This window comes from Pectobacterium quasiaquaticum (assembly GCF_014946775.2).
Lineage (GTDB): Bacteria > Pseudomonadota > Gammaproteobacteria > Enterobacterales > Enterobacteriaceae > Pectobacterium > Pectobacterium aquaticum.
On the sequence record NZ_CP065177.1, the window covers coordinates 2,094,303 to 2,117,345 of the forward strand.

19 protein-coding genes, 1 tRNA gene and 1 riboswitch are annotated in these 23,043 nt (G+C 49.5%); of the genes, 13 read left to right on the plus strand and 7 right to left on the minus strand.

Features of this window, described 5'->3' with window-relative positions; genetic code table 11:
- Positions 1 to 89: 89 nt before the first annotated feature.
- Together IG609_RS09740 and IG609_RS09745 are read left to right on the plus strand one after the other, a co-directional pair.
- Positions 90 to 2,015 (plus strand): DNA topoisomerase III, encoded by a 1,926-nt coding sequence (locus IG609_RS09740; RefSeq protein WP_193398629.1) that lies wholly within the window; start codon positions 90 to 92, stop codon positions 2,013 to 2,015.
- Entirely contained in the window at positions 2,012 to 2,302 is a 291-nt protein-coding gene (locus IG609_RS09745; protein ID WP_193398628.1) for a YnjH family protein, read from the plus strand. The genes IG609_RS09740 and IG609_RS09745 overlap by 4 nt, the downstream gene beginning before the upstream one ends.
- 131 nt (positions 2,303 to 2,433) lie before the next feature.
- Here the strand turns inward: IG609_RS09745 and xthA are convergent, their stop codons facing one another.
- Complete coding sequence (gene xthA / locus IG609_RS09750) at positions 2,434 to 3,240, minus strand: exodeoxyribonuclease III (protein WP_193398627.1); 807 nt, start codon at positions 3,238 to 3,240, stop codon at positions 2,434 to 2,436.
- A gap of 310 nt (positions 3,241 to 3,550) precedes the next feature.
- A riboswitch (glycine riboswitch) is annotated at positions 3,551 to 3,646 on the plus strand.
- A 21-nt stretch (positions 3,647 to 3,667) separates the two neighbouring features.
- Here xthA and IG609_RS09755 point away from each other — a divergent pair.
- The gene (locus IG609_RS09755; RefSeq protein ID WP_039537403.1) at positions 3,668 to 4,294 is read left to right on the plus strand and encodes a trimeric intracellular cation channel family protein; all 627 of its coding nucleotides are present in this window, start codon (positions 3,668 to 3,670) and stop codon (positions 4,292 to 4,294) included.
- A gap of 184 nt (positions 4,295 to 4,478) precedes the next feature.
- Here the strand turns inward: IG609_RS09755 and IG609_RS09760 are convergent.
- The 3 genes from IG609_RS09760 to IG609_RS09770 all read right to left on the minus strand — a co-directional run bounded on the left by IG609_RS09760 (position 4,479) and on the right by IG609_RS09770 (position 6,117).
- Positions 4,479 to 4,563 (minus strand) — tRNA-Tyr (locus IG609_RS09760).
- 154 nt (positions 4,564 to 4,717) lie between these two features.
- Positions 4,718 to 5,566 carry a formyltetrahydrofolate deformylase gene (gene purU / locus IG609_RS09765; protein WP_010295235.1) on the minus strand — a complete coding sequence of 283 codons (849 nt, stop codon included), beginning with the start codon at positions 5,564 to 5,566 and terminating at the stop codon, positions 4,718 to 4,720.
- Positions 5,567 to 5,649: 83 nt separating this feature from the next.
- Positions 5,650 to 6,117: a YchJ family protein gene (locus IG609_RS09770; RefSeq protein ID WP_193398626.1), complete on the minus strand. Its 468-nt coding sequence runs from the start codon at positions 6,115 to 6,117 to the stop codon at positions 5,650 to 5,652.
- A gap of 132 nt (positions 6,118 to 6,249) precedes the next feature.
- Here IG609_RS09770 and rssA point away from each other — a divergent pair, with 132 nt between their 5' ends.
- From rssA to galU, 3 genes are all read left to right on the plus strand, one after another.
- Positions 6,250 to 7,155, plus strand: a complete 906-nt coding sequence (gene rssA / locus IG609_RS09775) for a patatin-like phospholipase RssA (RefSeq protein WP_193398625.1) — start codon at positions 6,250 to 6,252, stop codon at positions 7,153 to 7,155.
- Positions 7,156 to 7,273: 118 nt separating this feature from the next.
- Positions 7,274 to 8,290, plus strand: coding sequence for a two-component system response regulator RssB (gene rssB, locus IG609_RS09780; RefSeq protein WP_193398624.1), 1,017 nt, complete (start codon positions 7,274 to 7,276; stop codon positions 8,288 to 8,290).
- A gap of 195 nt (positions 8,291 to 8,485) precedes the next feature.
- Entirely contained in the window at positions 8,486 to 9,397 is a 912-nt protein-coding gene (galU, locus tag IG609_RS09785) for a UTP--glucose-1-phosphate uridylyltransferase GalU (protein ID WP_095699417.1), read from the plus strand.
- 147 nt (positions 9,398 to 9,544) lie between these two features.
- On the opposite strand, the gene hns is transcribed toward galU, so the two are convergent.
- Entirely contained in the window at positions 9,545 to 9,952 is a 408-nt protein-coding gene (hns, locus tag IG609_RS09790) for a histone-like nucleoid-structuring protein H-NS (RefSeq protein ID WP_102117606.1), read from the minus strand.
- Positions 9,953 to 10,593: 641 nt separating this feature from the next.
- On the opposite strand from hns, the gene IG609_RS09795 reads away from it, so the two are divergent.
- Positions 10,594 to 11,190 carry a thymidine kinase gene (locus tag IG609_RS09795; RefSeq protein ID WP_102117607.1) on the plus strand — a complete coding sequence of 199 codons (597 nt, stop codon included), beginning with the start codon at positions 10,594 to 10,596 and terminating at the stop codon, positions 11,188 to 11,190.
- Between the two features lie 154 nt (positions 11,191 to 11,344).
- On the opposite strand, the gene adhE is transcribed toward IG609_RS09795, so the two are convergent.
- Positions 11,345 to 14,020 carry a bifunctional acetaldehyde-CoA/alcohol dehydrogenase gene (gene adhE, locus IG609_RS09800; protein WP_102117608.1) on the minus strand — a complete coding sequence of 892 codons (2,676 nt, stop codon included), beginning with the start codon at positions 14,018 to 14,020 and terminating at the stop codon, positions 11,345 to 11,347.
- A gap of 1,078 nt (positions 14,021 to 15,098) precedes the next feature.
- On the opposite strand from adhE, the gene oppA (IG609_RS09805) reads away from it, so the two are divergent.
- From oppA (IG609_RS09805) to oppF, 6 genes are all read left to right on the plus strand, one after another.
- Positions 15,099 to 16,697: an oligopeptide ABC transporter substrate-binding protein OppA gene (oppA, locus tag IG609_RS09805; RefSeq protein ID WP_250127253.1), complete on the plus strand. Its 1,599-nt coding sequence runs from the start codon at positions 15,099 to 15,101 to the stop codon at positions 16,695 to 16,697.
- A gap of 191 nt (positions 16,698 to 16,888) precedes the next feature.
- A complete protein-coding gene (gene oppA, locus IG609_RS09810) occupies positions 16,889 to 18,526 on the plus strand; it encodes an oligopeptide ABC transporter substrate-binding protein OppA (protein WP_193398622.1) in 1,638 nt (545 codons plus the stop codon).
- Positions 18,527 to 18,579: 53 nt separating this feature from the next.
- Positions 18,580 to 19,500, plus strand: coding sequence for an oligopeptide ABC transporter permease OppB (gene oppB, locus IG609_RS09815; protein WP_193398621.1), 921 nt, complete (start codon positions 18,580 to 18,582; stop codon positions 19,498 to 19,500).
- 11 nt (positions 19,501 to 19,511) lie between these two features.
- Positions 19,512 to 20,420 (plus strand): oligopeptide ABC transporter permease OppC, encoded by a 909-nt coding sequence (gene oppC, locus IG609_RS09820; protein ID WP_193398620.1) that lies wholly within the window; start codon positions 19,512 to 19,514, stop codon positions 20,418 to 20,420.
- A gap of 11 nt (positions 20,421 to 20,431) precedes the next feature.
- On the plus strand, positions 20,432 to 21,427 hold the full coding sequence (gene oppD, locus IG609_RS09825) for an ABC transporter ATP-binding protein (protein WP_102117613.1): 996 nt from the start codon (positions 20,432 to 20,434) through the stop codon (positions 21,425 to 21,427).
- Positions 21,424 to 22,464 (plus strand): murein tripeptide/oligopeptide ABC transporter ATP binding protein OppF, encoded by a 1,041-nt coding sequence (gene oppF / locus IG609_RS09830; RefSeq protein ID WP_193398619.1) that lies wholly within the window; start codon positions 21,424 to 21,426, stop codon positions 22,462 to 22,464. Before oppD ends, oppF begins: the two co-directional genes overlap by 4 nt.
- Positions 22,465 to 22,683: 219 nt before the next feature.
- Here the strand turns inward: oppF and IG609_RS09835 are convergent, their stop codons facing one another.
- Positions 22,684 to 23,007 carry an HI1450 family dsDNA-mimic protein gene (locus tag IG609_RS09835; protein WP_039286579.1) on the minus strand — a complete coding sequence of 108 codons (324 nt, stop codon included), beginning with the start codon at positions 23,005 to 23,007 and terminating at the stop codon, positions 22,684 to 22,686.
- Positions 23,008 to 23,043: the final 36 nt, after the last annotated feature.

The window sequence follows — 23,043 nt, forward strand, 5'->3', positions numbered from 1 at the left end:
CTCTTGAATAATATCGATTTCCACCCTGTTTTACAGCGTGCTTTCCCGCGAGTTACGCGGGAAATGCGCAGTCTGCTTGATGGTGAATAATGCGACTTTTTATTGCCGAAAAGCCCAGCCTTGCGCGGGCGATTGCAGACGTGTTACCCAAACCGCATCGACGCGGCGATGGCTTTATTGCATGCGGCCAGAATGATGTTGTGACGTGGTGCGTGGGGCACCTACTGGAGCAGGCGCAGCCGGATGTTTATGATGCGCGCTATGCTCGCTGGTCGCTTGCCGATCTCCCGATCATTCCCCAGAAATGGCTGTTGCAGCCGCGACCCTCGGTCAGTAAGCAGCTCAACACCATCAAGAAGCTCCTGAATGACGCCACCGAAGTGATTCACGCGGGAGATCCCGATCGTGAAGGACAACTGCTGGTGGACGAGGTGCTGGAATATCTTTCTCTGCCGGAAGAAAAACGCCAGCAGGTACGTCGTTGCCTGGTTAACGATCTCAACCCACAGGCGGTAGAACGTGCCGTTTCTCGTCTTCGTGAGAACCGAGAGTTCATCCCTTTGTGTGTGTCGGCGCTAGCGCGTTCCCGCGCAGATTGGCTCTACGGCATAAACATGACCCGTGCTTATACGCTGTTAGGGCGCAATGCGGGCTATGACGGCGTGCTGTCGGTTGGCCGCGTGCAGACGCCGGTGCTGGGGCTGGTGGTGCGACGAGATGAAGAGATAGAAAACTTCGTTTCCAAAGATTACTTTGAAGTGAAAGCCCATATCGTGACGCCTGCCGATGAGCGTTTTGTCGCGCTATGGCAGCCCAGCGAGTCCTGCGAACCTTATCAGGATGAAGAAGGGCGATTGTTGCATCGCTCGTTGGCGGAACATGTCGTCAGGCGTATCGAAGGCCAGCCCGCGATTGTCACCAGCTATAATGATAAACGGGAATCAGAAACTGCGCCGTTGCCTTATTCGTTGTCGACGTTACAGATCGAAGCCGCAAAGCGTTTCGGGCTGAGTGCGCAGCAGGTACTGGATGTGTGCCAGAAGCTCTATGAAACCCATAAGCTGATTACGTACCCGCGTTCTGACTGTCGCTATCTGCCAGAGGAACATTTTGCTGGGCGTCATGCCGTCTTGAATGCGATATCCGTACACCAGCCCGATCTGTTGCCACAGCCGGTGATGGATGTGGATCGACGTAACCGCTGCTGGGACGATGGTAAGGTTGATGCTCACCACGCGATTATTCCCACCGCCCGCAGCGCAAGTGCCTCGCTGACGGAGAATGAGCGCAAGGTGTATGGTTTAGTCGCGCGGCAGTACATCATGCAGTTCTGCCCAGACGCCGTGTTTCGCAAGTGCGTCATTGAACTGGATATCGCGGGCGGTAGGTTTATTGCTAAAGCGCGATTTTTGGCCGAAGCCGGTTGGCGCACGTTGTTGGGTGGCAAAGAGCGGGACGAAGAAAACGAAGGTATGCCGTTGCCCGTGGTAGCAAAAGGTGATGAGTTACTGTGTGAACGCGGTGAGGTGGTTGAGCGTCAAACACAGCCGCCGCGACCGTTTACCGATGCCACGCTGTTGTCAGCAATGACGGGTATCGCGCGTTTTGTGCAGGACAAAGAACTGAAGAAAATCCTGCGGGCGACCGATGGATTAGGCACAGAGGCCACGCGAGCAGGTATTATCGAGTTATTATTTAAACGGACATTCCTGTTTAAGAAAGCCCGCTATATTCACGCAAGTGAAGCGGGGCGAGCGTTGATTCACTCACTGCCTGCGAGCGCGGCACACCCCGACATGACCGCACATTGGGAAGCCACGTTGACGCAAATTAGCGAGAAAAAATGTCGCTATCAGGATTTTATGCAACCGCTGACGAGCTCCTTGCAGGAGTTGATTCAGCAAGCGAAACAAAACGGTGCGGTGAGGGCGTTTAAAGGGCTTTCTGCACCGCCGTCGGGTGCATCAAAACGGCGCAAGCCTCAGACTAAAAAAGCGAAGGAGCAGGAGCAATGAAATCGTTAGTGTCTTTGTGTGTCGCCAGTGTGATGCTCGTGCTGCCCACGCTGGCGCAGGCTAATCGTGGTGGAACAGATATTGTTGTTCCCGTTCCACCGGAGGTATGGGGAGCAGGGACCGCGGTACGTGAGCAAAATAACACCTGCCTACGTTGCTGTGTGTATGAAAACCGGAATTATTCTGAAGGCGCGGTGGTAAAGGTCGAAGGGGTGATTCTGCAATGCGTGCGGGACAAACAAACGCTGGGAACGAATAATCTGATATGGCAGTTGGTTAAGCAATAACCGTGCGTTAAAAAGCACTACGACTAATATTTCTGCTAATTTTAATCACCGCTGTGGCTTTGATGCACAACGGTGATGTTATTTTTACTACGCATTACGTCTACAACGCATTGCCTTTACAGCGAAAACGTCTATAACGAAAACTGTGCCCAGATCGGTGCATGGTCGGACGGTTTTTCCATCCCTCGAATATCGTAATCAATACCGGTAGCGACGCAGCGTTCGGCCAGGAACGTACTGGCGAGAATCAGGTCGATACGCAGGCCGCGGTTGTCATCGAACCCGGCAGAACGGTAGTCAAACCACGAAAAACGATCGTTGCTGTCTGGATTCGCGGCTCGGAAGGTGTCGATAAGCCCCCAGCCTTGCAAACGCGCCATCCATTCACGCTCTTCCGGCAGGAAAGAACATTTACCGGTGCGCAACCAGCGCTTACGGTTCTCTTCGCCGATGCCGATATCCAGATCGGTAGGGCTAATATTGACATCACCCATCACAATCAGCGGTTGTGTCGCGCTGTGATGCTGTTCCAGATACGTTTGCAAATCCTGATAAAAGCGCGTCTTCGCGGGGAATTTCACCGGATGGTCGCGGCTTTCTCCCTGTGGGAAATACCCGTTAACGACGGTCAACGTGCCGTACTCGGTGGCAAAATCTGCCATGATGATCCGGCGCTGTGCATCGTCTTCATCCGTTGGGAAACCGCGCCGAACCGCAATGGGCTGCGTTTTACACAGCAGCGCGACGCCGTAGTGACCTTTTTGTCCGTGGTAATAAACGTGGTAGCCGTATTGGCTGACATCCTCTAACGGAAACATGTCATCGTGGACTTTGGTTTCCTGCAACCCGATCACATCCGGCTGGTGTTGTTCGATAATGGCGGCCAACTGATGAGGGCGCGCCCGCAGGCCATTGATATTAAAAGATACAACTTTCATGTTCGCTGCCATTCGCTAAAAAATGTGACCAGATGGTAGCAGAAAATGAGGGATGCCGTCACGGCGAGGCTACGCTTTCGAATGCGGTTACTGGGCTTATTGCTGTGGCTTCAGAGATGGTTGGCGCAGATGGGAATCGTTAAAAAATAAGATTCACTTATATTCAGTTGAATATGAGACTTGTCGACCGCTATACTCCGCACCTCGCAGGAGAGAGGGCGTATACCCGTCATTATTTAGGGTATATATGACGCTCCGCCGAAGGCGCAAACTCCCATAATCGCTCAGGCTACCCTAACTGCGAATTCCATTGAAGCCAACTGGAGAGAGGTTGCCATGCAACCCACCGAAGGGGCAAGCAGCACGACTGCGTAAACTCTCAGGTAAAGCGGACAGAGGGAGTGGCACATTTCACAGGATAACTTGTGTGCTGACTTACATCTATCTGATCGCGATTACGGCTGAAGGGATGTCTGGGGCGCTGGCCGCTGGACGTCGTAATATGGATATTTTTGGTGTAGGCATGATTGCCTTTATCACCGCGCTTGGCGGTGGCACCGTTCGCGATATTCTTCTTGGTAATTATCCCATCGGCTGGACGCAGCATCCCGGCTATATCTACCTCACCATTGGTGCGGGTCTTTTCACGATTATCATTGCGCGCTTCATGCATCATCTGCACCGGCTCTTTCTGGTGCTGGATGCGATGGGGCTGATAGCCTTTACGGTTATTGGCTGCAACGTCGCACTGCAACTGAATTATTCAACGACGGTGGTGGTTATGGCGGGTATCGTAACCGGAATTTTCGGTGGAATATTGCGTGATATTTTCTGTAACCGTACGCCCATGGTGCTGAAAAAAGAGCTGTACGCCAGCGTCTCGCTTTTAGTCGCACTTCTCTATCTTGGGCTAAAGTCGCTTAACGTTAATCACGATATTAACCTGCTGGTGTCATTCAGCATTGGTCTGGCCGTGCGTCTGGCGGCAATCCGCTGGTCGTGGCAGCTCCCTGTCTTCTCTTATGTTCCTGGGCGCTGGAAAGGGAAGGCATAAGGCTATTTTCCCCCATTCTATATAGCGCGCTGATTATGGGTGCGAATGGCGGTGGGGGAATAACGCTACGCGTTGCTCAAAACAGTGCCGGTTTTGTCGAACCTTGGTCGAAGGTTCTCACCTTCCCCTGACGGGAATTTGATGCTTTAGCGTTGGAATGTAATTCAGAAGTGATGCTGTGAAATGGTGGTGGGGGAAGGATTCGAACCTTCGAAGTCTGTGACGGCAGATTTACAGTCTGCTCCCTTTGGCCGCTCGGGAACCCCACCACTGGCCTTGCTGCAAGATACTTTCGCTTCAAGCGGGGCGCATCATATCAAATGACGCGCCCCTGTAAAGCGGTATATATCAAAAATAAATGCGGTTGCCGTTTTTTTATTCCGTTCGGCGCATCCTTATACAAAAAGATGCCCGATCAACCAATTACAGAATAATGGTGCGGTTACCGTAGACAAAAACACGCTGTCCCAGCACGCGGTATAGCGCACGACTCAGGACATTTTTCTCAACGTCTCGGCCTGCACGCATCATGTCGTCGCCCGAATAAGTATGGTCGACGTGAATAACGTCCTGCATGATGATCGGACCTTCATCCAGATTATCGTTGACGTAGTGTGCCGTCGCGCCAATGATTTTTACACCACGCTCATAAGCCTGATGGTACGGGCGAGCACCGATAAAGGCGGGTAAGAACGAATGGTGAATGTTGATCACCTGATTCGGGTAGTGCTGAACAAAGGCCGGTGTCAGCACTCGCATATATTTCGCCAGCACGACGTAATCAGGTTTGTATTGGTCGATTTGCGCGATCATCTTTTGATCATGCTCTTCGCGAGTCAGTCCTTCATGGCTGACCAGATGGAAAGGAATATCAAACCGCTCAACCAGCGTCTGTAAGGTATCGTGGTTGCCGATGACGGCAGAGATTTCGACATCCAAACCACCGTAGGCGCTTTTCATCAACAGATCGCCCAGGCAGTGGGCTTCTTTCGTCACCAGAACGACGATGCGACGACGGCCAGCCGCGGTTAATTCGCGAGAAGACCCTTCGGGAAGTGCGCTATCCAGATCGGCTAACAGCGTGGTGTCGTTGAAAATCCCTTCCAACTCGGTCCGCATGAAAAAGCGGCCAGTGCGATGATCGACAAACTCATTGTTTTGCACGATGTTCAGTTCGTGCTTATAACAAATATTCGTAATTTTCGCGATGAGCCCTTTTGCGTCGGGGCAAATGGTTCGTAATACTTTTCTTTGTATATTTTGGGATTGCATGAGCGTGTGGATCCTGTCCAAAAACTAAAATAACGATCTTAGGGTAACGCAGCAATAAGGCCGCGTGGGGGACTGCCTGTGTTCTATTGTCCGCAACACTTTTTGTATTTTTTGCCGGAATCACACGGGCAAGGTTCATTTCTGCCGGTCTGCAAATGAACGCCGTCTATATAGTACCAGCGATTATGCTGGCGAAGGAAGCGTGAGCGCTCTCGCATCACTTCTGTTCGTTGGTTGTCGCTTTCAGATAGATAACGTGCGGCGAATTCCACATACCCCTCATCGGGCGTTTTTCCGGGAGACGTTGCCAGTATAGTAAGGCCGAGCCACTGCGAATTCTGGCAACTTTCCGCGAGGGACTCACGCCATTTCTCGGGTTGAAGATCGGGATGCCAGGTAGCGATAAGGTAATCGACATCGTGTTTGACATAGGCGGTATAGCGCGATCGCATTAATATGGCGGGCTCAGCCGCTGTTTCGGCATGCGTGAGGTAGGGTTGACAGCATGCGTTATACTGCAACCCACTGCAACAGGGGCAAAATTCTGACACGACGTCTCCTGAAGAAAATTTAAGATAAAAACTGATAGATAATAAACAGATCACTATGCAGGATGCCGATATGTTACCTAAGAAACTCTACGTGTAGCAATGTGCGCTAAAATGAAGGCAGGTGGATCGATCATGCAGCGGAAAAAAATTGGAATAGCCTTGGGATCTGGGGCAGCGAAAGGATGGGCGCATATTGGTGTGTTTAATGCGTTAACAGAAATGGGGGTAAAGGTTGATGTTGTGGCTGGTTGTTCTATCGGTGCGCTGGTTGGTGCGGCGTATGCCACAAACAATTTATCCTCAATGGATCGCTGGGTAAGAAGCTTCGGCTACTGGGATGTGATTCGTCTGATGGATCTCTCTTGGCAACGCGGTAGTTTGTTGCGTGGCGATCGTGTTTTTAATAGTGTGAAGCATTTGTTACATACAACACAGATTGAAGACTGTGCTATTAAATATGGCGTAGTGACGACCAACCTCAGTACAGGGCGTGAGCTCTGGCTGACGGAAGGCGACTTGCATCAGGCTATGCGTGCGTCTTGCAGTATGCCAGGTCTGCTATCCCCCGTTCGATTTAACGATTACTGGCTAGTGGATGGCGCGGTGGTTAACCCTGTTCCCGTTTCTCTGGCACGGGCAATGGGGGCCGACATTGTTATCGCGGTTGATCTCCAGCACGACGCCAGCCTTAATCATCAGGATTTGCTGTCGATCAAACCGACGGCGTCGGACATTGATGTGGAGAATGTTCCACAAGATTGGCGTAGCAGAATCCGTGAACGTTTACTACGAAGCCGTCGCCAGCCAGCGGAAAGTTCGCCAACGGCGATGGAGATAATGAGTACGTCGATCCAGATTCTGGAAAATCGGTTGAAGATGACGCGGATGGCGGGCGATCCACCAGATGTGCTGCTGCAACCGTATTGTCCCCAGATTGCTACTTTAGATTTTCATCGGGCGCAGGAAGCAATTGAGGCGGGCTATAAGGCGGTGCAAAAGAGGCGTGATGAATTGTTGCCGCTAGCTAAAGAGGCATAGTGAAGCGCGCTGCATGTAGTTAAAGTACATGTAGCGAAGGAGGCTAAGTGTGCTGTCTATCTGGCACACTGGCGCTAAAGCAACTGTGATTATTCGGTGTTTGAAGTAAGGGGTACTGATGGAAAAACCACTGGCGGGTAAGCATATTTTAGTCATTGATGACGAGGCTGTTTTTCGCTCTGTGCTCGCTGGTTATCTGACTTCTCTTGGAGCTTCAGTTCAGGAAGCCATTAATGGATTAGATGCGTTAAGTACTCTTGAACATAACCAACCCGATTTAATGATTTGCGATCTGAATATGCCGACGATGGGAGGAATCGAGTTCCTTGAACGTCTGCGCTTGAAAGACAACGACACGCCAATACTGATCATCTCTGCAACCAGCCAGATGGCAGACATCGCCAAGGTCTTGCGGCTTGGTGTTCAGGATGTGTTGCTGAAGCCGATTCGTGACTATGCACGTTTGCGTGAAGCAGTGATGTCCTGTCTGTATCCTGATATGTTCACCTCACAGCTGAATGAGATGGATCAACTCATGCAGGATATGGATTCCCTGAATCAATCTCCTGAAGCGGTCACCAAACTGCTTGCTCAGCTACAGCCGCCCGTTCAGCAAACGCTTGCTCGTTGCCGTATTAACTATCGTCAGTTGACGGCAGCAGAACAACCGGCGCTGGTGTTGGATATTGCCGCGCTTTCGGAGACTGAGCTAGCGTTCTATTGCCTTGATGTCACTCAGGGCGTCAATAATAATGGGACGCTGGCAGCGTTACTGCTTCGGACCTTGTTCAATGGGGTGCTTCAGGAGCATTTGGCCGATCAACAACACCGTTTGCCGTATCTGCCGACGTTATTAAAGCAGGTAAACCAGTTATTGCGGCAGGCGAGCCTAGACGGCCGTTTTCCTTTACTCGTAGGGTATTATCATCAGCAGTTAAAACAGTTGATACTGATTTCCGCTGGGCTAAATGCGACGTTGAACGTTAACGGACAGCAGATAGCGTTGAATAGTGGTGTCCCTTTAGGCACGCTTGAAGGCGCTTATCTCAACCAACTGAATTATCAGTGTGAAGCATGGCAATGCCAGATATGGGGCGGCAGTGGCCGTTTACGACTGATGTTGACGACAGAATAGTCTGATGGTGCGGGATTCGGGTAATACCTCTCTTTCGGTATTATTTTTTATTTCCTACTATGTAGGGAGTTATCTTATTTTTATTGAACGGTAACGTTGGGACAAGCATGCCCTTGTTAAAATCGTTATACTCTTGCGGTTATTTGGATTAGATAAATAAAGTTCATTATTTGAACGGTATATAAGAGGCTGTTTATGTCGATTGTGAATAAAAAAGTAAAAAAAGCGGTCATACCAGTTGCTGGATTAGGGACGCGTATGCTGCCTGCCACCAAAGCCATTCCTAAAGAAATGCTGCCGTTGGTAGATAAACCGCTGATCCAATATGTTGTTAATGAGTGTATCGCCGCTGGGATTAATGAAATTATTCTTGTTACACACTCTTCTAAGAATTCTATCGAAAACCATTTCGATACCAGTTTTGAACTGGAAGCCATACTGGAAAAACGCGTTAAACGTCAGCTGTTGGAAGAGATTCAATCTATCTGTCCTAAGCACGTTACCATTATGCAAGTGCGTCAGGGGTTAGCCAAAGGGCTGGGTCATGCCGTATTGTGCGCGCATCCGTTAGTTGGGGATGAGCCTGTCGCGGTTATTCTGCCGGATGTGATTATTGATGAATATGAATCCGATCTGAAGAAAGATAACCTGAGCGAAATGCTACAGCGCTTTTCTACGACAGGCCGTAGCCAGATTATGGTTGAGCCGGTTGAGAATGTAAGTAGCTATGGCGTGGTCGACTGTAAAGGTGTGGAATTAAAAGCAGGGGATAGCGCACCTATGGTTGGTGTAGTTGAAAAACCTAAGGCTTCCGAAGCCCCGTCTAATTTAGCCGTCGTTGGCCGTTATGTCCTCTCTGCGGATATTTGGTCTCTGCTGGAGAAAACACCGCCTGGCGCAGGTAATGAAATTCAGTTAACCGATGCCATCGCAATGTTGATGGAAAAAGAAACAGTAGAAGCGTATCACCTGAAAGGTGTGAGCCATGACTGTGGTAATAAATTAGGCTATATGCAGGCATTCGTGGAATATGGTTTACGCCATGATGGTTTAGGTCAGGAGTTTGCGCAGTGGCTGCAGGAAACAATTGAAGCAGAAGAAAAATAACAGAATGTAGTGATTGCTCTCTGTTTACAAAAAACAGAGAGCATCCCAAAATGGCGACATATCTGTTTTCTCTTTGCAATATGCGTTACCAAAGAAAAAACCCCGATAGATATCGGGGTTTTTTTTGTATTCAGTATTTATAAACGATTACAGCAGGAAATCGTCTAAAGATTTACCTTGCTCTTCGATTGCTTTCTTGATTACTGCCGGTGTACGACCCTGACCGGTCCAGGTTCTAAGTTCGCCGTTTTCGTCAGTGTATTGATATTTTGCTGGGCGGGCAGCGCGCTTGCTTTTACCTGCAACTTTAACTGAGCCTAAAGACTGCATTAATTCGTTAGGGTCAATACCGTCTGCCATCAGCATTTCGCGATATTGTTGCAATTTACGCGCACGTTCTTCAACTTCAGCCTGAACCTGGCTATCTTCTTCGCGGCGTTCATTAACCACGACTTCCAGTTTTTCCAGCATTTCTTCCAAAGTATCCAGGGTACATTCTCTTGCCTGGGCACGCAGAGTACGGATGTTGTTAAGAATCTTTAGTGCTTCGCTCATTGTGATAATCTCAAATAATATTATTGGTGGCGTGTGGTGTGATAATAGAGTGCTATTTTCCTTTCTGCAATAGTCAAATTTGTAAGTTTGTTAAAAAATATCATTTTTAAAACAGATCTCGCATCGTATGTTGCATAAATATAAATACTTTCCTGTTATCAAAAAAATACATTTGGTATGACGATTTTCTACCTCAAACGGCAAAGAATGACTTATTGATGCCGCGCTGTTGTTATAAGGAACGTTTATCTCTTTTATCATAACAGACCGCCATTGGCGGACGTATGGACAAAATATGGCCGATGAATAGCCCATTGCGCAGCGTGAAGACGAGTTGTTACAATAAGTGTTTACGACCCGAAGATCATATACCCCAAATAATTCGAGTTTCAGGCAGGCGGCAAGAGAAGGACAAATTCGGCTGGAACGAATTTAACCAGCCAGCGGCTGGCCTCCGGTGAGAGACAGTATGTCTCTCATTTAATCCCGATGAGCTTACACAGGTAAGTTATTCGGGTGACAAATCTGCTAGCTGCGGCCCTTTAGGGCGAGGCCCACGACGGGGCGAGTATTTAAACGTAGCCAACGCACATGCAACTTGAAGTATTACGAGTATATAGCCTGCCTTTTGGAGTGACCGAGTGGCCCAACTTTATTTTTATTATTCTGCAATGAATGCAGGGAAATCGACGGCGCTATTGCAGTCGTCATATAACTACCAGGAGCGTGGGATGCGTACGCTGGTGTTCACTGCAGAAATAGATAATCGGCATGGCGTGGGGATAGTCAGTTCACGGATCGGCCTTTCTTCCCCGGCATTATTATTTAATCCGCAGACTTCCTTATTTGGATTGCTGGAGAAAGCGCACCGTGTTCAACCTGTAGATTGTGTGTTAATTGATGAATGTCAATTTTTAACCCGCGAGCAGGTGAGTGAGCTTTCCGATGTTGTGGACCAATTAGATATTCCGGTATTGTGTTACGGATTGCGTACTGATTTTCGTGGAGATTTGTTTTCTGGGAGTCACTATTTATTAGCGTGGGCAGATAAGTTGATCGAGTTAAAAACGGTCTGTCATTGCGGCCGTAAAGCCAACTGTGTATTGCGGTTAGATGCACAAGGTAATGCCGTTCACGAAGGAGAGCAGGTCGTTATTGGCGGTAATGAGAGCTATGTTTCCGTATGCCGTAAACATTATAAAATTGCTCTGGGATTAACCCGTAAAGAAAGCGAGTAAATCGATTAAATATCCTACAGGCAGGGCGATGAATACACGGCGCAGTGATGCGAATCTATGCTGAGGACGAGTAATAAAAATGCCCAACCTTAAAAGAGTTGGGCATCGTTGAGAGATAAACCGCCTTCAGGCTAAGGCGGTAATAGCAAGAACGTTAGTGAGCGGTTTTCTTGCCAGTTTTAGCGGCTTTTACTGCAGGCTCAGCCGCTTCCGTTTTTTCTTCTTCAGAGAACTTACGACCGTAGTAAGTATCCAGCAGAATCTGTTTCAACTCTGAAATCAGCGGGTAACGCGGGTTAGCGCCAGTACACTGATCGTCGAACGCATCTTCTGACAGTTTATCTACTTTAGCCAAGAAATCGGCCTCCTGCACGCCCGCTTCACGAATGGACGTTGGGATCCCCAGCTCGGTCTTCATTTCTTCCAGCCAGTTCAGCAATTTCTCGATTTTCTGCGCGGTACGATCGCTTGGAGCAGTCAAACGCAGGTGGTCGGCTATTTCCGCGTAACGGCGGCGAGCCTGTGGACGGTCATACTGGCTGAACGTCGTTTGCTTGGTCGGGTTGTCGTTCGCGTTATAGCGAATGACGTTTGAGATCAGCAGGGCGTTAGCCAGGCCATGCGGAATATGGAACTCTGAGCCCAGTTTATGCGCCATGGAGTGACAAACGCCGAGGAAGGCGTTGGCAAACGCGATACCTGCAATCGTCGCAGCATTGTGCACACGCTCGCGGGCAACAGGGTTTTTCGCACCGTCACGGTAGCTGTCTGGCAAGTTTTCTTTCAGGAGTTTCAGCGCTTGTAACGCCTGTCCATCTGAATATTCGTTTGCCAGCACAGAAACATAGGCCTCCAGTGAGTGGGTTACTGCATCAAGCCCACCAAACGCACACAGCGATTTCGGCATATTCATGACTAAATTGGCATCAACAATCGCCATATCTGGCGTCAGCGCATAGTCTGCCAACGGATATTTCTGTCCGGTGGCATCGTCGGTCACCACGGCAAACGGCGTGACTTCGGAACCCGTACCGGATGTGGTGGTAATCGCCACCATCTTGGCTTTTACGCCCATTTTCGGGAACTTGTAGATACGCTTACGGATGTCCATAAAGCGCAGCGCCAGCTCTTCGAAGTGTGTCGTCGGGTGCTCATACATCACCCACATGATCTTCGCGGCATCCATTGGAGAACCGCCACCCAGCGCAATAATCACATCCGGCTTGAAGGAATGCATTTGTTCCGCACCTTTACGCACGATGCTCAGCGTCGGGTCTGCTTCAACTTCGAAGAATACTTCGGTTTCCAGCCCGTGCTGTTTCAAGACGGACGTCACCTGATCGACATAGCCATTGTTGAACAAGAAGCGGTCGGTCACGATAAATGCACGTTTTGCACCATCGGAAGCGACTTCTTCAAGTGCAATAGGCAGTGAGCCGCGACGGAAATAAATGGATTTAGGAAGTTTATGCCACAACATATTCTCTGCTCGCTTGGCTACCGTTTTCTTGTTGATCAAGTGCTTCGGACCGACGTTTTCGGAGATGGAGTTTCCGCCCCATGAGCCACAGCCCAGCGTCAGAGACGGCGCGAGTTTGAAGTTGTAAAGATCGCCGATACCGCCCTGAGACGCTGGGGTGTTAATCAGGATACGTGCCGTTTTCATCATATTACCGAAATGATTCACGCGCTCTGGCTGATTGTCCTGATCGGTATACAGGCAGGATGTGTGACCGATGCCACCCATTGCCACCAGTTTTTCCGCTTTAATGACGGCATCGTTGAAGTCTTTCGCACGGTACATCGCCAGCGTTGGAGACAGTTTTTCATGGGCAAACGGTTCGGATTCGTCAACGGCCGTTACTTCACCGATCAGCACTTTGGTGTTTGCAGGCACAGTGATGCCCGCCATTTCTGCGATCTTCGGTGCAGGTTGACCCACAATGTCGGCGTTCAGTGAACCGTTTTTCAGCAGGATGCCCTGCACGGCATGCAGTTCTTTTCCTTTCAGCATGTAGCCGCCGTGGGTGGCAAAACGTTCACGTACAGCATCATAGACGCTGTCTACCACGATGACTGACTGTTCTGACGCACAAATTACGCCGTTATCGAAGGTTTTTGACATCAAAATAGAGGCAACGGCACGCTTGATATCCGCGGTTTCGTCAACGACAACAGGCGTGTTACCGGCACCTACGCCGATTGCTGGTTTACCGGAGCTGTATGCGGCTTTCACCATGCCCGGGCCACCCGTCGCCAGAATCAGGTTGATATCGGGGTGGTGCATAAGCTGGTTGGACAGGTCGACAGAAGGCTGATCGATCCAACCGATGATGTCTTTCGGTGCGCCTGCCGCAATGGCCGCTTGCAGAACAATATCAGCGGCTTTATTGGTCGCATTTTTTGCACGTGGATGGGGAGAGAAGATAATCCCGTTACGGGTCTTCAGGCTGATCAACGCTTTAAAAATAGCGGTAGACGTGGGGTTAGTGGTGGGAACAATACCGCAAATCAGGCCAATCGGCTCGGCAATCGTAATGGTACCAAACGTGTCATCAGTAGAGAGGACGCCGCAGGTTTTTTCATCCTGGTAGGCGTTATAAATGTACTCGGAGGCGAAGTGGTTTTTGATGACTTTATCTTCCACGATCCCCATGCCGGATTCGGCAACTGCCATTTTTGCCAGCGGGATACGGGCATCCGATGCTGCGAGTGCGGCGGCGCGGAAGATTTTGTCCACTTGTTCCTGAGTGTAAGTGGCAAATTCCTGCTGTGCCTTTTTCACTCTTTCGACCAATGCGTTAAGTTCAGCAATGTTGGTTACGGCCATAATGCTCTCCTGATAAATGTTAAACTCTTTCAGTCAATTGTTCGCAGGATAGAACAGTATAGATAAACGAACGGGGTGTGTTTTCGTTACCTTGCTATTCTTTTCTGCCTATTTCGCATTAATTGACTCAAAGAGCTTGTCAGCCGCCGTTGTGGTGTGATTATTGCTTTTTAAAATACTGTAACCGCCAATATCGTAAATTTTTGAAATATTGTTTTGAAATTATGTCAAAACTAAGAAGATCTACGTGTCAGTTACAGCATGCGATGAGCATACCTATTTGTGGGGGCTTTTTTTGTGATCCGTATCGACTTTTCTTTAAGCTGACACCATTCAGCAGGTTGGTATTGATAATTCCTATCATTAACCAGATAAATTAGCTGATTTTATACCCAAAAGGGATGGTAAGGGATGGTAAGGGCACCGGAGTACGACAGAGTTGGGAGCGTTCTGGGCACAACGCTGTGCACATAACCGGAATGACCTGTTCGTATAAAACGTGTTCGTATAAACGATGCTTATATCTTAATCGAGTGAGTTATTCTACGCGCAGCCTGCCGTAAGGGAATTGTGTACTATTATTGTGCAAGATGGGTAACTGAGTTGTTAAAATAATAACATTCTAGTCAGGTAATGACGCGGACAGGTAAGCATCTATCATCATTTTTGTGCTGTGAAAATGATAAAACCCACTACGATGTTTTTTTGTTCAAAATATATAAATTGCTGAATATTTAAAAAATATCTGCAAATAAACGAAAAAAACATTGTTTATCATGTGGTTAATGGTTGTGTGAAATGATTGAAATAAAACGTTTGCCGAGCTGTAGTAAAGAAAATTAAGCAACATCAATGTAAAAATATTGGCGAATGTCTCTGCTTTTGATAGCTTCGAGTGTCGACCTGCTATTCGTTATTCATCCATAAATTAATTTTATGATTTATTTGGATAATGGGCGATTTTTTCTGCTCTATGTAACGGCGATTTTTATGCATGGAGTCCGGTATGGCGTTGTATCAAGACAGGGGCGTTTATAAAGTGAAAATTTGCAAAACAAAACGATGCTTTGTTACCAGTATGATTGCCGCAGCAGTGATGGCGTCATGCGTGAATGTTCAGGCTGCGACTGTACCTGCCGGTGTTGAGCTGGCGAAAGAGCAGGCTCTGGTGAGAAACAATGGTGCTGAGGTGTCATCACTGGATCCGCATAAAATCGAAGGTGTGCCGGAATCCAACGTCGCGCGTGATTTATATGAAGGGTTGGTGATTTCCGACCCGGATGGACACCCGATTCCTGGCGTGGCCGAGCGGTGGGAAAGCAGCGACTTTAAAGTCTGGACATTCCATTTACGCAAAGATGCCAAGTGGTCAAATGGCGAACCGATTACTGCGCAAGATTTCGTTTATAGCTGGCAGCGTCTGGCCGATCCGAAAACCGTTTCTCCTTATGCTAGCTATTTGCAATATGGTCATCTACTGAATGTTGATGACATTATTGCCAGCAAGAAATCTCCTGATACGTTGGGCGTAAAAGCGCTCGACGACCATACGCTGGAAGTGACATTAAGCGAACCAATCCCGTACTTTTATAAATTACTGAATCACTCATCGATGTCCCCGGTCAATAAAGCGGCGGTGGAGAAATTTGGTGATAAATGGACTCAGCCGGAAAACTGGGTAGGAAATGGCGCCTACCGTCTTAAATCCTGGGTTGTGAATGAGCGGCTTGTGCTGGAGCGTAATAGCCAATATTGGGATAACGCCAAGACCGTGATTAATCAGGTCACCTATTTGCCGATTGCTTCTGAAGTTACGGATGTTAACCGTTACCGTGCGGGTGAAATTGATGTCACCAATAATAAATTGCCCATTGAGCTATTTCAGAAGCTAAAAAAAGAAATCCCACAAGAAGTTAACATCAATCCCTATCTCTGCACCTATTATTACGAAATCAATAATCAGAAACCGCCATTTAATGATGTCCGGGTGCGTACCGCTCTGCGCATGGGGCTTGATCAAGACATATTGACCAATAAAGTGAAAAATCAGGGCGATATTCCCGCTTATGGCTATATTCCGCCGTTTACTGACGGCTTGAAAGCGCATACGCCAGAGTGGTTTACCTGGCCACAGGCGAAACGTAATGAAGAAGCGAAAAAACTGCTGGCAGAAGCGGGCTATACCGCAGAGAAACCGCTGACGTTTAATTTGCTCTATAACTCGTCAGATTTGCATAAAAAAATGGCGATCGCAGCGGCATCGATCTGGAGACAGAATCTGGGCGTTGACGCGAAGTTGGAAAACCAGGAATGGAAAACCTATCTCAGCACGCGTCATCAAGGCAATTATGACGTTGCGCGTGCCGGATGGTGTGCGGACTATAACGAACCGACATCGTTCCTGAACAGCATGCTGTCAGACAGTAGCAACAACACGGCGCACTATAAGAGCGCGGCGTTCGACACGCTGATGGCGCAAGCTATTCAAGCGAAAACGGACGATGAACGTGCGCAAGTTTATCAGCAGGCAGAATCGCAGCTGGATAAAGACGCGGCCATTGTACCGGTCTATTACTACGCGAACGCCAGACTGATAAAACCTTATGTCGGTGGCATTACTGGCAAGGATCCGTTGGATAATATACGGGTGAAGGATCTCTATATCATTAAGCATTAATCCGCAGCTGTTTACGGGTTGATGCAAATGAAGTGAGCAAGCAGTGATTAATTTGGTGTTTACTCTCTGGTTACCCATTCCTGCCATGTGGGAATGGGTCCTGAGTCGAATCGATTAATCGTTTTCTCACCGGGTTCTAATTCAGGAATCGTGCTGGGATAACTAGCACGACAACATTACAGGAGAAAATAATGACACACATCACAACTAAAAAAAGAATCGCTGCCGCTATTATCGCGGCATTAAGTAGCACGATGGCTGTTTCTGCCTTCGCCGCGACCGTTCCCGCCGGCGTTCAGTTAGCAGAAAAACAGGAGTTGGTCCGTAACAATGGTGCTGAAGTTTCCTCTCTTGACCCGCATAAAATCGAAGGTGTGCCGGAATCCAACGTATCACGCGATCTGTTGGAAGGATTGGTTATTTCCGACGTTAACGGCAAAACCAGCCCCGGCGTAGCAGAAAGCTGGGATAACAAAGATTTTAAAGTGTGGACATTCCACCTGCGTAAAGATGCCAAATGGTCCAACGGTGAGCCGGTTACCGCACACGATTTCGTCTATAGCTGGCAGCGTCTGGCCGATCCAAAGACAGCATCGCCTTACGCCAGCTATCTGCAATATGGTCATCTGCTGAATATCGATGACATCATCGCCGGCAAAAAATCCCCCGATACGCTGGGCGTGAAAGCGATCGACGATCATACCTTTGAGGTGACGCTCTCCGAAGCGGTGCCTTACTTCTACAAATTGCCTGTTTACGTCGCCATGTCACCGGTGAATAAAGCGGCAATCGAAAAATTCGGTGAAAAATGGACGCAGCCGCAAAATTGGGTAGGCAACGGTGCCTACAAGCTGAAAGACTGGGTGGTGAACGAAAAAATAGTGCTGGAGCGCAACCCGCAATATTGGGATAACGCCCACACCGTGATTAATCAGGTGACGTACCTGCCTATTGCTTCGGAAGTGACTGACGTCAACCGCTATCGCAGCGGCGAAATTGATATGACCTATAACCAACTGCCGATTGAATTGTTTCAAAAGCTGAAGAAAGAAATCCCGAATGAAGTGAAAGTCGATCCGTACTTATGCACCTACTATTACGAAATCAATAATCAGAAGCCGCCGTTTAACGATGTGCGGGTGCGTACCGCGCTGCGTCTGGGCCTGAGCCAGGATATTCTGACCAATAAGGTGAAAAACCAAGGTGATATTCCTGCCTATGGTTTTGTGCCGCCATATATTGATGGCTTCAACGCGCAGACCCCAGAGTGGTTCACCTGGCCACAAGAAAAACGTAACGCAGAAGCGAAGAAGCTGCTGGCGGAAGCCGGTTACACCGCAGACAAACCGCTGACGTTTAATTTGCTCTATAACTCATCCGATCTTCATAAAAAGATGGCGATTGCAGCGTCTTCGATATGGAAGCAGAACATTGGCGTGGAAGTGAAACTGGAAAACCAGGAGTGGAAAACGTTCCTCAACTCTCGTCAACAGGGAACGCATGACCTGGCGCGTGGCGGGTGGTGTGCAGACTATAACGAGCCGTCTACCTTCCTGAACAGTATGTTGTCGGACAGCAGCAATAATAAGGCACACTATAAGAGCAAAGAGTTTGATGCATTGGTGGCGAAATCTTTACAGGTGAAAACCGAAGAAGAGCGTGCTGCCGTATATCAACAGGCTGAAGCATTGCTGAATAAAGATGCGGTTATCGTACCTGTTTACTACTATGCCAATACCCGACTGGTGAAACCTTATGTGGGTGGATTAACGGGCAAAGATCCGCAGGATAATGTTTACGTGAAAGATCTTTATATCATCAAGCACTAATAATAATGGCTGGCACGCGCTCTTGTGCTGCCAGCCTTTTATAGGTACGAGCAATGTTAAAATTTATTCTTCGCCGCTGTTTAGAGGCGATTCCGACACTCTTTATCCTGATCACCATCTCGTTCTTCATGATGCGATTGGCACCCGGCAGCCCTTTTACCGGAGAGCGTAATTTACCGCCGGAAGTGATGGCGAATATTGAAGCCAAATACCATCTGAACGACCCTATTATGACGCAGTACGGTAACTACTTGCTGCAATTGGTACAGGGTGATTTTGGGCCTTCTTTTAAATACAAAGACTATTCCGTGAACGATTTGGTCGCGACGTCTTTCCCCGTTTCTGCAAAATTAGGGGTCGCTGCATTCATTCTTGCCATCGTTTTTGGGGTGAGTGCCGGCGTGATCGCCGCGCTGAATCAGAATACGAAATGGGATTATACCGTGATGGGCTTTGCCATGACGGGGGTGGTGATCCCCAGCTTTGTCGTCGCACCGTTACTGGTGCTGATTTTTGCCATTACGCTGCGTTGGCTGCCCGGCGGTGGCTGGAACGGCGGGGCCACCCAATACATTATTTTACCGATGGTGGCACTGTCTTTGTCTTATATCGCCAGCATCGCGCGTATTACCCGAGGATCGATGATCGAGGTTTTACACTCTAACTTTATTCGCACCGCGCGCGCCAAAGGGTTGCCGATGCGCCGCATCGTCCTGCGCCATGCGTTAAAGCCTGCGCTGCTGCCCGTGCTCTCTTATATGGGGCCGGCGTTTGTAGGGATTATTACTGGTTCGATGGTGATTGAAACCATTTTTGGTTTACCGGGTATTGGGCAACTGTTCGTAAACGGTGCACTGAACCGCGACTACTCACTCGTACTGAGCCTGACGATTCTGGTCGGCGGCTTAACCATTCTCTTTAATGCGATCATTGACGTGCTCTACGCTGTTATCGATCCGAAAATTCGCTATTAATTGGGGGCGTTATGTTTTGGAATCGAAAAAACGTTGAAGCGTTAGAGAATTTCACCGAGCAGGCTGAAATTGAAGGGCGCAGTTTGTGGCAGGATGCGCGCCTGCGCTTTATGCACAACCGTGCGGCGCTGGCCAGTCTGCTTGTTTTAGCCGTGATTACCGTGTTCGTGATCTTCGCCCCGATGTTGTCGGCATTTGACTACGCGGATACGGACTGGGGAATGATGTCGGCTGCGCCGGATATGACGTCTGGACACTATTTTGGTACGGATTCCTCGGGTCGTGATCTGTTGGTTCGTGTTGCCATCGGGGGCCGCGTCTCGCTGATGGTTGGCGTTGCGGCGGCGCTGGTTGCGGTGATCGTCGGAACGCTGTATGGCGCGATGTCCGGCTATCTGGGCGGGAAAGTGGATTCGGTGATGATGCGCCTGCTGGAAATCCTCAACTCATTCCCGTTCATGTTCTTTGTTATTCTGCTGGTGACGTTTTTCGGGCAGAACATGCTGCTGATCTTCGTGGCTATTGGCATGGTGTCCTGGCTGGATATGGCGCGTATCGTGCGCGGCCAGACGCTGAGCCTGAAACGTAAAGAGTTCATTGAAGCGGCGATGGTTTCTGGTGTATCCACGCGCGGTATCGTATTACGCCACGTTGTGCCTAACGTGCTGGGCGTGGTGGTGGTGTATGCCTCTCTGCTGGTGCCAAGCATGATCCTGTTCGAATCCTTCCTGAGCTTCCTAGGTCTGGGAACGCAGGAACCGTTGAGCAGTTGGGGTGCTTTGCTGAATGATGGTGCGAACTCAATGGAAGTGTCGCCGTGGTTACTGTTCTATCCGGCGGCGTTTCTGGTTGTCACGCTGTTTTGTTTTAACTTTATCGGCGATGGCCTGCGTGATGCCCTCGACCCGAAAGATCGCTGAGGGATATCAACATGAGCAAAATTGAGTTAACTGGCGCGCACGACGCGCTGCTACATGTTCAGGATCTCCGGGTAACGTTCAACACGCAGGACGGTGATGTGACGGCGGTTAACGACCTGAACTTCACGCTCAACGCCGGTGAAACGCTGGGGATTGTCGGTGAATCCGGCTCCGGTAAATCACAAACCGCGTTTGCGTTGATGGGGCTGCTAGCGCGTAATGGGCGTATCGGCGGCTCGGCGCGTTTTCGTGGCAAAGAGATTCTCAATTTGCCTGAAAGCCAGTTGAATAAGCTGCGTGCTGAAGAAATCAGTATGATCTTCCAGGATCCGATGACCTCGCTGAACCCGTACATGCGCGTCGGCGAACAACTGATGGAAGTGCTGATGTTGCACAAACGCCTGAGCAAAAGCGAAGCGTTTGAAGAGTCGGTCAAAATGCTGGATGCGGTCAAAATGCCGGAAGCGCGTAAGCGTATGAAGATGTATCCGCATGAGTTTTCCGGCGGGATGCGTCAGCGCGTGATGATCGCAATGGCGCTGCTGTGCCGGCCGAAGCTGTTGATTGCCGATGAACCGACAACGGCGTTGGATGTGACGGTTCAGGCGCAGATTATGACGTTGTTGAACGAGCTGAAACGTGAGTTCAATACCTCTATCATCATGATCACCCACGATCTGGGTGTGGTGGCAGGTATTTGTGACAAAGTGCTGGTGATGTACGCCGGACGCACGATGGAATACGGCGCTGCACGCGACGTCTTTTATCATCCGAGCCACCCGTATTCTGTTGGCCTGCTCAACGCCGTGCCGCGTCTGGATGCGGAAGATGAAGTGCTGGCAACCATTCCGGGCAATCCGCCTAACTTATTACGCTTACCGAAAGGCTGTCCGTTCCAACCTCGCTGCCCGTATGCGATGGATCTCTGCCATAGCGCACCAGCGCTGGAATCTTTTGGTGATGGCCGCTTGCGCGCCTGCTTTAGAGCGATTGAGGAGGTGGTATGAACAACGCGGACGAGAAAAAGGTGTTGTTAGAAGTGGACGATCTGAAAGTCCACTTTGATGTCAGAGATGATAAGCAGTGGTTCTGGCAGCCGCCGAAAAAACTGAAAGCAGTGGATGGCGTGACGCTACGTTTATATGAAGGCGAAACGCTGGGCGTGGTGGGGGAGTCTGGTTGCGGCAAGTCCACGCTGGCGCGTGCGATTATCGGTCTGGTAAAAGCGACGGACGGACGGGTCACGTGGCTGGGGAAAGACCTGCTGGGCATGAGTGCCGATGAATGGCGCGCCGCACGTAGCGATATTCAGATGATATTCCAGGATCCGCTGGCATCGCTGAACCCGCGTATGACCATCGGTGAGATTATTGCCGAGCCGTTGAAGGTTTATCATCCAGAACTGGATCGGCAGACGGTAAAAGATCGTGTGAAAGCGATGATGCTGAAGGTTGGGCTGCTGCCAAACCTGATCAACCGCTATCCGCATGAATTCTCTGGCGGGCAATGTCAGCGTATCGGTATCGCGCGCGCGCTGATTCTGGAGCCGAAGCTGATTATCTGTGATGAGCCAGTTTCGGCGCTGGACGTGTCGATTCAGGCGCAGGTCGTGAACCTGCTGCGTCAGCTACAGCGCGAAATGCGCCTGTCGCTGATTTTCATCGCTCATGACTTATCGGTCGTGAAGCACATTTCCGATCGCGTATTGGTGATGTATCTGGGTCATGCGGTAGAACTGGGAACGTACGATCAGGTCTATAAAAACCCGCAGCACCCGTATACCCGCGCGCTGATGTCCGCTGTGCCGACGCCCGATCCCGATCAGGAGCGAAACAAGAAGATACAACTGCTGGAAGGGGATTTGCCTTCGCCAATCAATCCGCCATCGGGCTGTGTGTTCTGCACGCGCTGTCCGGTTGTCGGCCCTGAGTGCTCGAAAACCCGTCCCTTGCTGGAAGGGAGCTTTACGCACGCGGTTTCGTGTTTGAAGGTCGATCCGCAGGCGCTGTTACCGTTACCGGTGGCAGAAGCGGAAGCACAGTAATCCGTTTTATCGGCTACTGATGTAAAAAAGGCGTCTCCTGCGGGAGACGCCTTGCATTGCTGACAATGTACGTTGAGCGTTGATAATGGATAGATCGTGAAGACGCTGTGAATACATCCTTGTCGCGGACGCTTTACTCTTCTATTCCATTATCACCGTTTTCGTTTCGTAAATAGAATCACCTGCGTTTTTAGACGCTTTGCGTTGAGGCGAAACGAATTATTCTTTCCACAAAATGTGGCAAAGTTTGTGGTCTTTTTCCCGGCAAATTAGCACGCGGGCAAAAATATCGGTGATCTCTTCGCCGTCTTCTTCGGCCAGCCCAATGACGACTTCGGCAAAAAAGTCAGGATTCAGGTCGAAATCAACGTGATCGGCCCAGTCTTCAGCAGGGTCGAATAACTCTGCGCCACCGCGCTCTTCGAATTGCAGGTTGAACAGCAGAATATCTGCTGGATCGAGGTTATCAGCCGCAAGTTCCAAAAAGATGTCGTAGGCCTGTTCCAATGCTTCGTCTTCGGTCAGGCGATTATTCAAATCCATAACGTCATTCCTGTTAATTCCCAATAGCCTTATTAG